At 77.7% G+C, this 13,607-nt stretch carries 10 protein-coding genes; 6 read left to right on the top strand and 4 right to left on the bottom strand.

All coding sequences use genetic code 11. The features are described 5' to 3' along the window. Nucleotides 1–1,027 precede the first annotated feature (1,027 nt). Nucleotides 1,028–1,774 (bottom strand): GntR family transcriptional regulator, encoded by a 747-nt coding sequence (locus D459_RS0104815; protein ID WP_026120061.1) that lies wholly within the window; start codon nucleotides 1,772–1,774, stop codon nucleotides 1,028–1,030. A gap of 226 nt (nucleotides 1,775–2,000) precedes the next feature. Next, a complete protein-coding gene (locus D459_RS0104810) occupies nucleotides 2,001–2,831 on the bottom strand; it encodes a nitrilase-related carbon-nitrogen hydrolase (protein WP_017591865.1) in 831 nt (276 codons plus the stop codon). A 471-nt stretch (nucleotides 2,832–3,302) separates the two neighbouring features. On the opposite strand from D459_RS0104810, the gene D459_RS0104805 reads away from it, so the two are divergent. The 5 genes from D459_RS0104805 (at nucleotide 3,303) to D459_RS0104785 (ending at nucleotide 9,028) form a co-directional block, all read left to right on the top strand. After that, entirely contained in the window at nucleotides 3,303–4,631 is a 1,329-nt protein-coding gene (locus D459_RS0104805) for an aminotransferase-like domain-containing protein (RefSeq protein ID WP_017591864.1), read from the top strand. Nucleotides 4,632–4,800: 169 nt separating this feature from the next. Continuing rightward, nucleotides 4,801–5,751, top strand: coding sequence for a D-alanine--D-alanine ligase family protein (locus tag D459_RS0104800; protein ID WP_017591863.1), 951 nt, complete (start codon nucleotides 4,801–4,803; stop codon nucleotides 5,749–5,751). Nucleotides 5,752–6,017: 266 nt separating this feature from the next. Beyond that, nucleotides 6,018–7,097, top strand: a complete 1,080-nt coding sequence (locus D459_RS0104795) for a DUF2330 domain-containing protein (protein ID WP_017591862.1) — start codon at nucleotides 6,018–6,020, stop codon at nucleotides 7,095–7,097. A 384-nt stretch (nucleotides 7,098–7,481) separates the two neighbouring features. Continuing rightward, nucleotides 7,482–8,069 carry an RNA polymerase sigma factor gene (locus tag D459_RS0104790; protein ID WP_017591861.1) on the top strand — a complete coding sequence of 196 codons (588 nt, stop codon included), beginning with the start codon at nucleotides 7,482–7,484 and terminating at the stop codon, nucleotides 8,067–8,069. Further along, nucleotides 8,066–9,028: a hypothetical protein gene (locus D459_RS0104785; RefSeq protein WP_017591860.1), complete on the top strand. Its 963-nt coding sequence runs from the start codon at nucleotides 8,066–8,068 to the stop codon at nucleotides 9,026–9,028. Before D459_RS0104790 ends, D459_RS0104785 begins: the two co-directional genes overlap by 4 nt. A 68-nt stretch (nucleotides 9,029–9,096) precedes the next feature. Here the strand turns inward: D459_RS0104785 and D459_RS0104780 are convergent, their stop codons facing one another. Both D459_RS0104780 and D459_RS0104775 read right to left on the bottom strand, forming a co-directional pair. Further along, nucleotides 9,097–10,044, bottom strand: coding sequence for an FAD binding domain-containing protein (locus tag D459_RS0104780; RefSeq protein ID WP_017591859.1), 948 nt, complete (start codon nucleotides 10,042–10,044; stop codon nucleotides 9,097–9,099). Nucleotides 10,045–10,111: 67 nt separating this feature from the next. Next, entirely contained in the window at nucleotides 10,112–12,700 is a 2,589-nt protein-coding gene (locus D459_RS0104775) for a molybdopterin-dependent oxidoreductase (RefSeq protein ID WP_017591858.1), read from the bottom strand. Between the two features lie 84 nt (nucleotides 12,701–12,784). Here D459_RS0104775 and D459_RS0104770 point away from each other — a divergent pair, with 84 nt between their 5' ends. Continuing rightward, a complete protein-coding gene (locus tag D459_RS0104770; RefSeq protein ID WP_051065314.1) occupies nucleotides 12,785–13,444 on the top strand; it encodes a TetR/AcrR family transcriptional regulator in 660 nt (219 codons plus the stop codon). Nucleotides 13,445–13,607 lie beyond the last annotated feature (163 nt).

The raw sequence follows: 13,607 nt of genomic DNA, 5'->3' as shown, positions 1-13,607 counted from the left end.
GGCGGCGAAGGCGGGAGGGGGCCGGGCGCCGCGTTCACCGGCCCGGCCCGCACCCACCAGGGGAGCCTTATCCCCATATGCCCGGTTCGCGGCGAGGGGCGGGCGCAGGTGGGGGCGCCCTGCGCACCGCGAGAGCACCCCGATTACATCTACCAGCGAGTAGCAAGCCCCCAGACCCCCACCACCCCCTCGCCGATCACCCAGAGTGGCCAAGGCGGGTCCTCCCCGCAGGGCAAAAGCGACATTCCGCCCCCGCGCCATCCCTCCCCGGGTTCCGGCCCCCTGCCTCCCGGCCTTCCGGGCCGCTCGAACCCCCCAACACCGGCCCGATCGAGGCGATTCGGGCCGCCAGGGGCCTGTTCCGGGTCGGGATGCGCGCCCGGGAATCACCGGGGTGCTCTCGCGGTGCGCAGGGCGCCCTACCCTGCCATCACCCTGCGTATTCACCCAGGTCAGGAAGGTGTGTCGGTTTCAGCGGCGGCCGGCCACGCCGCCCGGGCGACGCGGGCACGGCCACCCCGCCACCTGCCCCCACCCCTGCCGCCCCGCCCCGCTCTGCCACGCCCGACCGACCGGCCGGTTCCCCTGCCCGCCTTCGCCGCCCGCTTGAACCCCCGCCCCGTGGGGCCCGCGCCCGGGTGGCCACCTCCGCCCCGCCCCTACCGCTGCCGTCGCCGCTGGCTTGAACCTTCGCTCCGCGAGATGCCGCGCTCGGGCGATCGCCTCCGCCCCGCCCCCGCCCCTACCGCTGTCGTCGCCGCCTGCTTGGAGCTTCGCTCTGTGGGGTGCCGCGCCGGACCGACCGGCCGGTCCCCCTTCCGCCGTCGCTGCCCGTCTTGACCTTCGCTCCGCGAGATGCCGCGCTCGGGCGATCGCCTCCGCCCCGCCCCCACCTGCGCCGTCGCCGCTGGTCTGAACCCCGACCCGTGGGGTGCCGCGCCCGGCCGACTGGCCGGTCCTCTTTCCGGCCTTGTCTCCGGTCTCGCCGTCCGCCTGGAACGCGGGCCGGGCCCGGGCCCGGCCCGGGTCAGGGCTCTTCGCGGAGGGCGGCGGTGAAGCTGAACCGGTCGCCCCGGTACAGCGAGCGGACGTGCTCCACCGGGGCGCCGCCGGCGTCTCGGGACAGCCGGTTCAGCAGCAGCATCGGCAGCGCCGGCGGGGTGCCGATGAGCAGCGCCTCGCGCGGGGTGGCCAGCAGCGTCTCGATCCGCTCCTCGCCCTCGGCCAGCCGCACCCCGTGCCGGCCCAGGTAGGCGTAGAACGAGGAGTCCGGGTCGAAACCGGTGTCCAGGTCGGGGAAGCGGTCGGCCGGCACGTAGGTGCTCTCCAGGCCGACGCGCTCCTCGTCGGCGAAGAGCAGCCGCTCCATGTGCCAGACCGGGGCCCCGGCGCCGATGTCCAGCCGCGCGCCCAGCGCGCCGCCGGCCGGGCGGCGCTCCAGCCCGATCAGGGTCCGGCCCGGCACCTGGCCGCGGTGGCGCACCCCCTCGGTGTAGCTGCGCAGCGACAGCGGCTGGGCCAGCTTCGGCCCGGCCACCGCGGTGCCCCGGCCGGAGCGGCGCAGCCGCCCCTGCAGCAGCAGGTCGCGCAGGGCCTGGCGGACCGTCTCCCGGGCCACCCCGAAGCGCTCGGCCAGCTCCCGCTCGGTGGGCAGCACCGACCCCTCGGCCATCCCCCCGACCAGCTCCTCCACCGCGGTCTTCACCGCGTAGTACTTGGGCACCCGGCCGTGCTCGGGCACCCCCGAGCGGACCGGGGCCTCGGGGGAGGCCACCGGTTCGGCGACCGCGGCGGCGGGCGGGGCGGGGGCTGGCGTCGTCTCCACCCGATCATCGTGGCAGAGCGCCCTCGCGCCCCGCTCGGCAACCCCGCCGGCCGCCCCGACCCCGCGAGGGACCGGGACCCGCCGGCCGTCCTGCCCCGGATGAGGACCGGGCCGGAAAAGGGCCGGGCCCCGGCGGAGCACGCTCCGCCGGGGCCCGGCCGGCCCACCGGCCTCCTCAGCCGGTCTCGGCGGAGTGCAGCCGGCCGATCTCCCGGGCGAGCAGGTCGAACCGCGGGTCCTGGAGGAGTGGGACGGTCCGCCGCCGCTGCCGGGCCGCGTGCACGTCGACGTCGGCCACCACCAGCGCCGGCTCCCACAGCGGGGCCTCGGCCACCACCGCGCCGCCCGGGTCCACCACGTGCGAGCCGCCCCAGAACGACGCGCCGTCCTCGTCGCCCACCCGGTTCACGAACACCACCCAGCACTGCTGCATCCGCGCGGTGTAGCGGAGCAGCTCGCGCCAGTAGCTGAAGTTGTCCACGGTGGACTCGTCGCTGACCGCCGCGCTGTTCGCGGTGACCAGCAGCACCTCCGCCCCGTCCTGCGCGGCCAGCCACGGCAGCATCGGCTGCCAGGCGTCGTTGCAGATCAGCGAGGCCATCCGGCCGTGCGCGGTGTCGAAGGCGTTCAGCCGCTGACCGGGGTAGAAGTGCTTGCGCTCCTCCCACATCAGGTAGTTCGGCAGGTAGAGCTTGCGCTGCACGTGCACCGCGCGGCCGCCGGACAGGTAGACCGCGGTGTTGTGGTGCCGTAGCCCCGCCCGCTCGTAGATGCCGACCAGCACATCGGGGCCGGCCTCGGAGAGCGCGGCCAGCCGCGGGTCGCCGACCGCCACCGAGGTGTCCTCGGCCACCGAGCCCAGGGCATAGCCGTGCAGGCTCAGTTCCGGGAAGACCACCAGGTCGGCGCCGTCTTCGGCCGCTTCGGCGATCCTCTGCCGCGCCTCGTTGAGATTGCTCTGGACGTCACCGAGCCGAGCGTCCGTCTGCGCGATCGCGATACGCACTGCACACCCCCTGAACTCTGATCGAGGAAGAGAAGAGACCGCCGGCGGGCGGGCCGCGGCGGGGCCGCGGCGCATTCCGGAACACCGCCGGGGCGGTTCATGTTCCCATACCGAAGAACCTGGTCAGAACGGTTCGGACCGGCCTTTTCCACTGCGGGGGCGGTGATTCCGGCCATGCCCGGACCGGTGCGCGGCGCGGCGCGCACCGGCGGGGGAGCGCCGGGCCGGGAAAGCCCAGCGCACACGGCCGCACCGGGGCCCGCCCCGGTGCGGCCGCCGGGCGATTCGTCCTGATTCCGCGGGTCGGCCCCGGGCCGCCGCCGCGCGCACGTAGACTGGCCCGATGACCGACCGGGGCGCCCGGGCGTCCGCGCCCGCCCGTCCCGGTCCGCATGTCCGGGGCACCCGGCAGAACCACCGCGCGCCCCCGGGCGTCCCACCTGTCCCAATCCGAAACAGCGGAGGTGGACCGTGACCACGGATCCCCGGGAGACCACCGGCGAGCCCGCACCGCAGGGCTCGCGCATCGACCCCTACGTCGGCTCCTACGCCGCACGGGCACAGGGCATGGTGGCATCGGAGGTCCGCGCACTGTTCGCCGTCGCCTCCCGCCCGGAGGTGGTCTCGCTGGCCGGCGGGATGCCCAACGTGGGCGCGCTGCCGCTGGAGGAGATGGGCGACATCGTCCGCCGGGTCACCACCGAGCAGGGCGCCACCGCGCTGCAGTACGGGTCCGCCCAGGGCGACCCCGCGCTGCGCGAGCGGATCTGCGAGGTCATGGCGCTGGAGGGCATCGACGCCTCCGCCGAGGACGTCATCGTCACCGTCGGCTCCCAGCAGGCCCTCGACCTGGTCACCCGGGTCTTCATCGACCCCGGCGACGTGGTGCTGGCCGAAGCGCCCACCTACGTCACCGCGATCAACACCTTCGCCGCCTTCCAGGCCGACATCCAGCACGTCGCCATGGACGACCGGGGCGTGCTCCCCGAGGCGCTGGAGGAGCGGCTGGCCGCGCTGGCCGCCGCCGGGCGCCGCGCCAAGTTCTTCTACACCGTGCCCAACTTCCAGAACCCGGCCGGCGTCACCCTCACCGCCGAGCGCCGCCGCCGGGTCCTGGAGATCTGCCGCCGGCACGGCCTGCTCGTGCTCGAGGACAACCCCTACGGCCTGCTCCGCTACGAGGGCGAGGCCGAGCGGGCGCTCCGCGCCGACGCCCCGGACAACGTCATCTACCTGGGCTCGTTCTCCAAGACCCTCTCGCCCGGCTTCCGCATCGGGTGGGCGCTGGCCCCCTCGGCGGTGCGCGCCAAGCTCGTCCTGGCCGCCGAGTCGGCCATGCTCAGCCACTCCACCTTCAACCAGCTGGTGGTCGGCCGCTACCTCGCCGAGCACCCGTGGCGCGAGCAGATCAAGGAGTTCAACGAGATGTACCGCGAGCGGCGCGACGCCATGCTCGCGAGCCTGGAGGCGCTGATGCCCCCCGGCGCCTCCTGGACCCGGCCCGAGGGCGGCTTCTTCGTCTGGGTGACCCTGCCCGAGGGGCTGGACGCCAAGGCCATGCTGCCCCGCGCGGTCGGCGAGCGGGTCGCCTACGTGCCGGGCACCGGCTTCTTCGCCTCCGACGAGGGGCACCGCAACATGCGGCTGTCGTTCTGCTACCCCACCCCCGAGCAGATCCGCGAGGGCGTCCGGCGGCTGGTGGGCGTCATCGAGAACGAGGCCGCGCTGCGCGACACCTTCGGCGCCACCCCCGCACCGCCCGCCCCCGGCGGCGACGCCCCCACCCCCGACCTGCCCTAGCGGCCCGGGCCCGGAGAAGGCGGGCGGGGCCGCCGGCTCCGGGGCCGGCCCCGAGAAGGCGGAACCAGACGTGACAGCAGTACACCGGCCGGAGGGCACGGGGCCCTCCGGTGCCGCGCGGACGGCGGCGCCGTCCGCGCGCGCGGCGCGACAGAAAGTGGGCAGAACAGTGGCCGACCTGCACCGGGTCCTCGTCCTCGCCGGCGGGCTCTCCCCCGAGCACGAGGTGAGCGTGCGCTCCGGGCTCCGGGTGGCGGAGTCCCTGCGCCGCCTCGACGTCGAGGTGCAGACCGCCGACGTCGACGCCGCCCTGCTGGGCCGGCTGGCCGCCGACCCGCCGCAGGCCGTCTTCCCGGTGCTGCACGGCGCCCCCGGCGAGGACGGCGCCATCCGCGAGGTGCTGGAGACCAGCGGCGTGCCCTACGTCGGGGCGCGCCCCGACGCCTGCCGGGCCGCGTTCTCCAAGCCCATCGCCAAGTCCCTGGTCGCCGCGGAGGGCGTCGCGGTCCCGCGCGGCGTCACCCTGCCCAAGACCGCCTTCCGCGACCTGGGCGCCCGCGAACTGGTCGACCGGATCGCCGCCGCGCTGGGCCTGCCGCTGTTCGTCAAGCCCGACCAGGGCGGGTCCGCCTTCGGCGCCGCCCCCGCCTCCACCACCGACGAGCTCTCCAACGCCCTGGTCAGCAGCTTCGCCTACGGCGACACCGCCATGGTGGAGGAGCGCATCGACGGCACCGAGATCGCGGTCGGCGTGCTCGACACCGGCGACGGCCCGGTGGCGCTGCCGCCGGTGGAGATCGTGCCGGACGGCGGGGTCTACGACTACTCGGCCCGCTACACCGCCGGGCGCACCGAGTTCTTCGCGCCGGCCCGGCTGGACGCGGCGGCCGCCCGCGCCGCCATGGACGCCGCGCTCACCGCGCACCGCGCCCTGGGCCTGCGCGACCTGTCCCGCACCGACATGATCGTCGAACCCTCCGGGCGGGTGGTCTTCCTGGAGGCCAACGTCGCCCCAGGGATGACCGAGACCTCGCTGTTCCCGATGGCCCTCCAGGCCGCCGGCATGGACTTCGGCATCACCTGCCGGGAACTGGCCCACCAGGCGCTGCTCCGCGGCTGAGCGGACCCCGGGGGCGCGGCGATCGCGCCGGGCCCGCCGCGGTCCGCCCCGCCCTTCCCGTCGGCGCGCCCCCCGGCCCCCGGCCCGCGGGCCCGCACCGGCGGGCGCTCCCCGACCCGGCGGAGCGCCCGCTCCGCGCCTCCCGGGCCGGCCGCGCGCCCCGCGGCCGCCGGGGCGGAGGGGAACCGGCCGCGGCCGCGCGCCGTCCCACTCCCGGACGGGCGGGGCCGGGACGGCCCGGCGGGGCGGCGGAACGGCGGTGGGCCATGGGGTATCGGCGATGGGCGGCGCGCGCGGCGGTCGCGGCGGCCGCGGCACTGGTCGGCGGGCTCGGCCTGCCCGCCGCCACCGGCTCCTGGGCCTGCGCCTGCGGCGCCCTGCTCTCCGAGGCCGAGGTCGCCGACGAGGCGGCGGTGGTGCGCGTCGGCGACGGCGAGCAGAGCGTGCTGATGCGGCTGGGACTCAGCGGCACCGCCCCCGAGGCGGCCCTGGTGCTGCCCACCCCCGCCCCCGCGGAGGTCTCCCTCGGCGAGAGCGGGGTCTTCGCCGACCTGGACCGGGTCGCCGCCCCGGAGCGGGTGCAGGTCGACGACTGGTGGCCCGAGGACCTGTTCTCGCTGTACGGGGCGGGCGACGCGGCCGGCGGCGCCCCCGGCGGGGTGGACGTGCTGGAGCGCTCCAGGCTGGGCCCGCTGGACGTCGCGGTGCTCGGCGCCGCCGACGAGGGCGCGCTGGCCGGCTGGCTGGACGAGGAGGGCTTCGAACTGGAGCCCGAGGTCGAGCGGCTGCTGGCCCCCTACGTCGAGCAGGGCTGGTACTACGTCGCGGTCCGCCTCGCCCCGGACGGGGAGGAGGAGCTCCAGGGCGGTCTGCAGCCGCTCCGCGCCGACTTCGCGACCGATGAGCCGGTCTACCCGATGCGGCTCACCGGTGCCGCGGAGCGCCCCCAGTCGGTCCGCCTCTACCTGCTCGGCGAGCACCGGATGGAGCGCGCCGACGCCCTGGCCGCCGACGTCCCGGCCCGGGTCGACTTCGCCGGCCCGGTCGACCCCGCCGACCTGGCCTCCGCGGACGCCGCCGACCTGGTCGGCGACGGCGCCTACCTCACCGTGCTCCAGCACGACATCGACGACCCCTCCCGGGTCACCGGCGACTTCCGGTTCGCCCCCGCGGCCTCCGACGAGCCCTACCGGGAGGTCGTCACCGTGTCGCGCCCGGTCTACATCCTGGGCGTCGCCGGCGGGCCGCTCCTGGTCGCCGCCGGCCTGTTCGCCGCGGGCGCGGCGGCGGCCGCCGCGCTGCTGGTCCGCCGCCGCAGGACCCGCACCGCCCCGCGCACCGGCTGACCGGCGCCGGCCCGCGCCCCCGCACCGCGCAGGCCGGAGCGCCGAACCGGCCGGGGGACGCCCCCCGGGGGAGCGGCGCCGGGGCGGCCGCGCCCTCCGGAAGGCCCGGCTCCGCCCGCCGCCCCCGAGACCGCCGGGCCCGGCGGGGGAACAGCCGGCAGCGGCGGAGGACGGCGGCCCCGGACGGCGCCGGCACGCCGGCAAGGGCCTCCCCGCCCGGCGCGGACGTCCCGGAGCAAGACGCCGGCCCCGAAACGGCGGGCGCCCCCGCGGCCCGCCGGGGACCGGAGCGCGGCGGAACCGGGGGACCGGTGAAACGCGGACCGCCGAGCCGGACATGGAGGGGGGAAGACGGAGAACCGCACCCGCCGAAAAGAGGCCGATTTGCCCCCCGACGTCCCCAGTCCGCCCCCGGACGCCGAGCGTTTCGAGGCGGCCTACGCCGCCCACCGCGACGACCTGCTCAGATACGCGCTGCGCCGGACCGGGCACCCCGACGAGGCCGCCGACACGGTGGCCGACACCTTCCTCATCGCCTGGCAGCGCATCGACGCGCTGCCCCCGGGCGACCAGGGGCTCCCCTGGCTCTACGGGGTCGCCCGCAACGTGCTCGCCAACCGGGGCCGGGGCACGCGCCGCCGCACCCGGCTGGCCGAGCGGCTGCGCGCGGAGACGGCCGGCACCACCGTCACCCCGCCCGCCGGCGCCGACCTGGTCGACATCGGCAGGGTGTTCCGCACCCTCCCGGAGACCGACCGCGAACTGCTCTCCCTGGCCGGGTGGGAGGAGCTGGAGGCGGCCGAGATCGCCGTCGTCCTCGGGATCTCCCGCAACGCCGCGCGCATCCGGCTGCACCGCGCCCGCAAGCGGTTCAGAAGGGCGCTGCACGCCGCCGGGCTGGCGTCCGCGCCGGAGACCCCGGAGGAACCGCTGACCGCCGTCCGCGCCTACGGATTGGGAGGCACCCGATGAAGGACACGAACGACGAGACCGGGCGCGCGCTGCGCGCCATCGAACCCCGCATCGACGGGCTGCCGGAGACCGCCGCGTCCTCCGCGGACGGCCTCCTCGCCCTGGTCGAGGCCGACGCCCGGGACGCCGCGGGAGGCGCGGAGCACGCCCCTCCGGCGCCCGCTCCGAACCGGTCCCGGCGGCGCCTGCTCCGCACCGCCTTCGTCGTCCCGGCGGCGGCCGCCGCCGTGCTCGGAGCCGCGGTGCTCGCCCCGGGGGGCGCCGACCGGCTGCCCCTCTTCGGGCCCGGCGAGGCCCGCGCCCTGGAGATCACCGAGGACGACCACTACATCATCGCCGAGATCGTCGACCCGACGGCCGACACCGCCGAGTACTCCGAAGAGCTCGCCGAGTACGGGGTCGACGTGGAGCTGAACCTGGTCCCCGTGATGCCGGGGGAGGGCGGGTTCGAGCTGCTGAGCGTGTCCTGGCACAGCGGGCCGCCCGAGGGCCGCGGCGTGCGGCTGGCCCCGGGGGCGGAGTGCGGTGCCCCGGACTCCTGCCCCATGGTGCTGAAGGTCCCCAAGGACTACCGGGACACGGTGAGGATCGACGTGTCGAGGGAGGCCGCCCCCGGAGAGTACTGGGACGGCTCCTCGCCGGTGGAGGACGCCTCCGCCATCGGGGTCATCGACACCGGGGCCCTGGTGGGCCGCCCGGTCGCCGAGGTCCGCGAGCGGCTGGCGGGCGCCGGCTTCGAGGTGGAGGCCTTCAACCGGCTGGCGCCGGAGCCCGAGAGGGGCGAGGGCCGGCCCCGGACCGAGCTGGAACCGGACCAGGTCCCCGGCGGCCTGCTCGTCGCGGCCGTGTTCTACCGGCCCTTCTCCGGCTCGGTCGAGCTGGTCCTCACCGACGAGCCGGACGACCCCTTCATGGGCGGCGGCGGCCAGGTGATCGACCAGGGGGAGACCGGCGGCTGAGCGGCCCCGGAGCCGGTCCGCGGGGCGGCGCGGGGGAGACCGATCCCCCCGCGCCGCCCCGGCGGCGGTCAGGCCAGGGCCCGCTCCAGGACGTCGCGGACCGTGTCGCGGAGCAGAGCGGCCTTGTACCGGGTGCCCGGCAGCGGCGAGCAGCGGCCCGGCAGGCCGGCCACCGCCTCCGCGGCGGCGGACGGGTCCGCCGCCCCGCCGACCAGGGCGGCCTCCACCTCGGGCAGCCGGACGGGGGCGCGGGCGACGCCGCCGGCCGCGACCGCCGCCGAGACCACCCGGCCGCCGTCGCGCACCACCCGGGCGACGGCCTCCACCATCGGCCACTCGGCGCGGGAGCGGGCGGTGGCCCGCCGGTAGGCCGCCGTCTCGCCCGCCGCGGGCGGCGGCAGCAGCACCGCGGTCAGCAGGTCCCCGGCGGCCAGCACGTGGTCGCGGGCCCCGTCGGCGGGGTCGTAGAGGTCGGCGACCGGCAGCACCGACGTCTCACCGGACCGCACCGCCTCCACCCGGGCGCCGTAGACCAGCAGCGCCGCCGCCAGCGACGACGGATGCGGCGCCACGCAGGGGGAGGTGTCGAAGACGGTGCCGTGCCGGTGGTCGCCCTCCCGGGCCGGGCAGCCCTCGCCGCCGTCCTGGTGGCAGGAGAACGCCGGGTTGCGGAAGTACCAGCAGCGGTTGCGCTGCAGCAGGTTGCCGCCGATCGTGCCCACCGCGCGGATCTGCGGGGTGGCCAGCGCGGCGGCGGTCGCGGTCAGCGCCGGGTAGGCCTCGCGCAGCGCCGGGTCGGCCGCGATCCGGGCGACGGTGGTGGTCGCCCCGATCCGCGCCGCCCCCTCGGCGTCCCACTCGATGCCGCGCAGCCCCGCCACCCGGCCCAGGTCGGTGAAGGGGCCGGCCGCGGCCCCGGTGGCCGCGCGGGCCATCACGTCGGTGCCGCCCGCGCGGGCCTCCCCGCCGCGCTCCAGCAGGGCCGCCGCGGCGGCGACGTCGGTCGGTGCACTCATCGCGGATCCTTCCGTCGAAGCTCGGTGCGGGCGCCTCCGGCCGGCGGCCGGAGGGGGCGCTCGGGGCTCACCCGATCCCCGCCAGCAGCCGGGCCGGGGTGATGGGCAGGTCCAGCGGGCGCCAGCCGGTGGCGGCGCGGACCGCGTTGGCCACCGAGGCCGCCACCCCGACGGTGGTGACCTCGCCCAGGCCGACGCCGCCGCCGGGCACGTGCTCCCAGCCCTCCCGGTGGAAGTGGACGTCGATGTCGGGGACGTCGCCGATCCCGGGGATCCGGTAGTCCTCCAGGTTGTCGGTGAGCACCGCGCCGGTGGCCGGGTCGGTGACGCGCTGCTCGAACAGGGCGTAGCCGATGCCCTGCACCACGCCGCCCTCGGCCTGGTTGCGGGCGGGCCGCTCGGCGTAGATCCGCCCGGAGGCCACCCCGGCCCAGCAGCGCAGCGGCCGCACCGACCCGAGGAGGGTGTCCACCTCCACCTCCATCACGTGCAGCGCCCCGGCCAGGCCGCGGCCGACCGCGACCACCCCGCCGTTCACCGCCGGGGTGAGCGGGCCGCGGCGGTCGCGGGTGCGGCGGCCGGTGACCCGCAGCCCCTCGGCGGACTTCAGCGCCTCCCGGGTGACCGGGGCGCCGCCGGCGCCGCGCCCGGCCAGCTCCGCGGCGAGCGAGCGGGCCGCGTCGCGGGCGGCGGGGCCGACCGAGGTGGTGCTGCGGCTGCCGAACGCCCCGGGGCCCGGGACCGGGCCGCTGTCGCCGGTCTCCACCCGGACCTGGTCGGCCTCCAGCCCCAGCTCCTCGCGGACCACCCGGGCGATGACGGTGCGCACCCCGGTGCCGATGTCCTGGGTGGCGGTGCGGGCCACCACCCGGCCGTCCTCCACCGCCAGCTCCACCCGGGCGCTGGGGTCCAGCAGGTAGGGCCAGTTGGAGGCGGCCACCCCCACCCCGCGCCGGAACCGCCCGGTCTGCGGGCCGCGGGGCCGCTCCCGCCAGAGCGGCAGGGCCGCGGCCGTGTCGTAGAGGGCGCGCCGCTTGGGGTTGCCGTCCCAGCGGCGGCGGAGCGCGATCGGGTCCTCGCCCAGCCGGTCGGCGAGCTCGTCCACCGCCTGCTCCAGGGCCCAGGCCATCGGGGCGCCGTTGGGGCCGCGGAACGGCGAGCCCGGCGGCCGGTTGGTGACCACGTCGTGGTCGCGCACCCGGCGCGGCGAGCGGCCGTAGAGCAGCATCGCCATCGCGGCGGTGCTGGAGCCGATGGAGACGCCGCCGTCGCCCCAGGAGTCCACGGTCAGCGCGGACAGCCCGCCGTCGGCGCCGGCGAGCATGGCCAGCCGGGTGCGGGTGCCCGGCCGGTTCCCGGCGTCGGAGAGCTCCTCGGCCCGGTCGAACACCAGCCGCACCGGCGCCCCGGCCAGCCGGGCCAGCTCGACCGCGGCGACCGTCTCCAGGCCCAGCCCGGCCTTGGCGCCGAACCCGCCGCCGACGTGGTGGGCGCGCACGTGCACCCGGTCCAGGGGCAGGCCCCAGCGCTGCGCGGCGGCCCGGGCCAGCCCGTCGACGGTCTGGGTGGAGGCCTCGACGTACAGCTCGCCGCCGTCCCAGCGGGCCGTGCAGGCGTGCGGTTCGAGCGGGGTGTGCACCTGCACCGCGGTGCTGAACTCCGCGGCGAACAGCAGCCGGTCGCCGCGGGCGTGCGCCTCGTTGATCCGCCGTACGGCGGTGCCGCGCCGGAACCCCAGCCCGGCCGGGCCGCGGACGTTGCCCTGCCAGCGGGCGGGGACCGCGGCGGCCTCGTTGCTGGACGGCGCGGCGCGGCGCGCCTTCGCGTCGGGGTAGACCTGCGGCGCGCCGGGCTTGCCGGCCTGCTCGGTGTCGAGGGCGGCCGGGAGCTCCTCGTAGTCGATCCGGACCGCGGCGGCCGCGGCGCGGGCCGCCGCCCTGGTCGGGGCGGCCACCGCCAGCACCGGCCGGCCGGTGTAGCGCACCGTGCGGTCCTCGCCGAGCAGGTCGGTGTGGACCGCCCCCAGGCCCGCCAGCGCCCCGGTGTCCACGGAGCGGACCCGGGCGTGCGGGACGGGGGAGCGGACCAGCACCGCCTCCCAGTACCCCTCCGGGTAGGAGTCGGTGGCGTACCGGGCGCGGCCGGTGACCTTCTCCGCGGCCTCGGCCCGGGGCGGCTCGGCGCCGGTGTCCTCGTCGAAGGCGCCGGTGCAGGCGGCCGCGACGGCGGCGTAGATCCCCTGGTAGGCGCCGCAGCGGCAGAGGTGGCCGGCGAGCGCGTCGGCGATCTCGTCCCGCCCGGGGGCGGTGTCGCCGTGCTCGGCGCGCCAGCGGTCGGTGAAGGCGGCGGCCTCCACCACGAAGCCCGGGGTGCAGAAGCCGCACTGCAGGGCGTCGTGCGCGGCGAAGGCGCGCTGCACCGGGTGGTCGCCGCCGAGGCCCTCGACGGTGGTGACCGAGCGCCCCTCCAGCGCGGAGCAGGGCAGCAGGCAGGAGGCGGCGGGCTCGCCGTCGACCAGCACGGTGCAGGCGCCGCAGACCCCCTGCCCGCAGGCGACCTTGGTGCCGGTGAGGCCGAGCCCCTCGCGGATCAGCCCGGCGGCGGGCGCGTCGGGGTCGGGTGCGGTGGCCGGTTCGCCGTTGACGGTGGTGTCCAAGGCGTGCCTCCCGAGGTCGAGGTTGACACCGTCAACCTAGGGCGTCGAGTTGACGCTGTCAACGGGGTGTCCTACGGTCGGCGCATGATCGCAGCCCAGGGGCCTGAACCGGTGGACTCGGCCGTCGCCGGGGCCGGGCCGCCGACCCGGGAGCGGCTGCTCGCCGCCGCCTGGGAGCTGCTGGGCGAGGGCGGCCCCGAGGCCGTCACCCTGCGCGAGGTCGGCCGCCGGGCCGGGGTCTCGCGGACCGCCCCCTACCGGCACTTCCAGGGCAAGGAGGACCTGCTCCGCGCGGTCGCGATCCGCTCCTTCGACCTGCTGCGCGCCCGGGCCGCCGCGGCCGGCCGGACCGCCGGGGACGCCCCCGGCGCGCTCCGCGAGGTCTGCCGCGCCTACATCGCCTTCGCCCTGGAGTACCCGCGGCAGTACCGGCTGATGTTCGGCGACTGGGTGCTCTCCCAGAAGCACGGCGACACCCCGCAGGCCGCCGCGCTGCGCGCCGCCGCCGAGCGGCTCTTCGACACCGCGGCCGAGGCCATCGGCCAGGGCCAGCGCGACGGCGCCGTGCGCCCCGGCGACCCCACCGACTTCACCCTGCTCACCTGGTCCACCCTGCACGGCCTGGTGACCTTCACCCTCTCCGCGCACCTGCACGCCGAGGGGGGCGCCGGCCGGGTCCGGGGCGAGCCCGAAGAGGTCCTCGCCCGCCTCGTCGACGAGGTCGTCCGCGGCCTGCGCGCCTGACCGCGCAGACCCCGCCCCGGACCGCGCCCGCCGGCCCCGCCCTGCCCCGGCGCCCCGTCCGCCGCTCCCCGGTGCCGGGCGCCGCTGGAATGATGGGCGCGCCGATCAGGCCCGGAGGGGCCCTGCGACCCGCGCCCCCGACCTCACCCGAAAGGAACGGCGA

The sequence above is a fragment of the Nocardiopsis potens DSM 45234 genome (assembly GCF_000341105.1).
GTDB classification, from domain to species: Bacteria; Actinomycetota; Actinomycetes; order Streptosporangiales; family Streptosporangiaceae; genus Nocardiopsis_A; species Nocardiopsis_A potens.
Note: the sequence above shows the minus strand (reverse complement) of the source record. Positions and strands in the feature narration are given on the sequence as shown.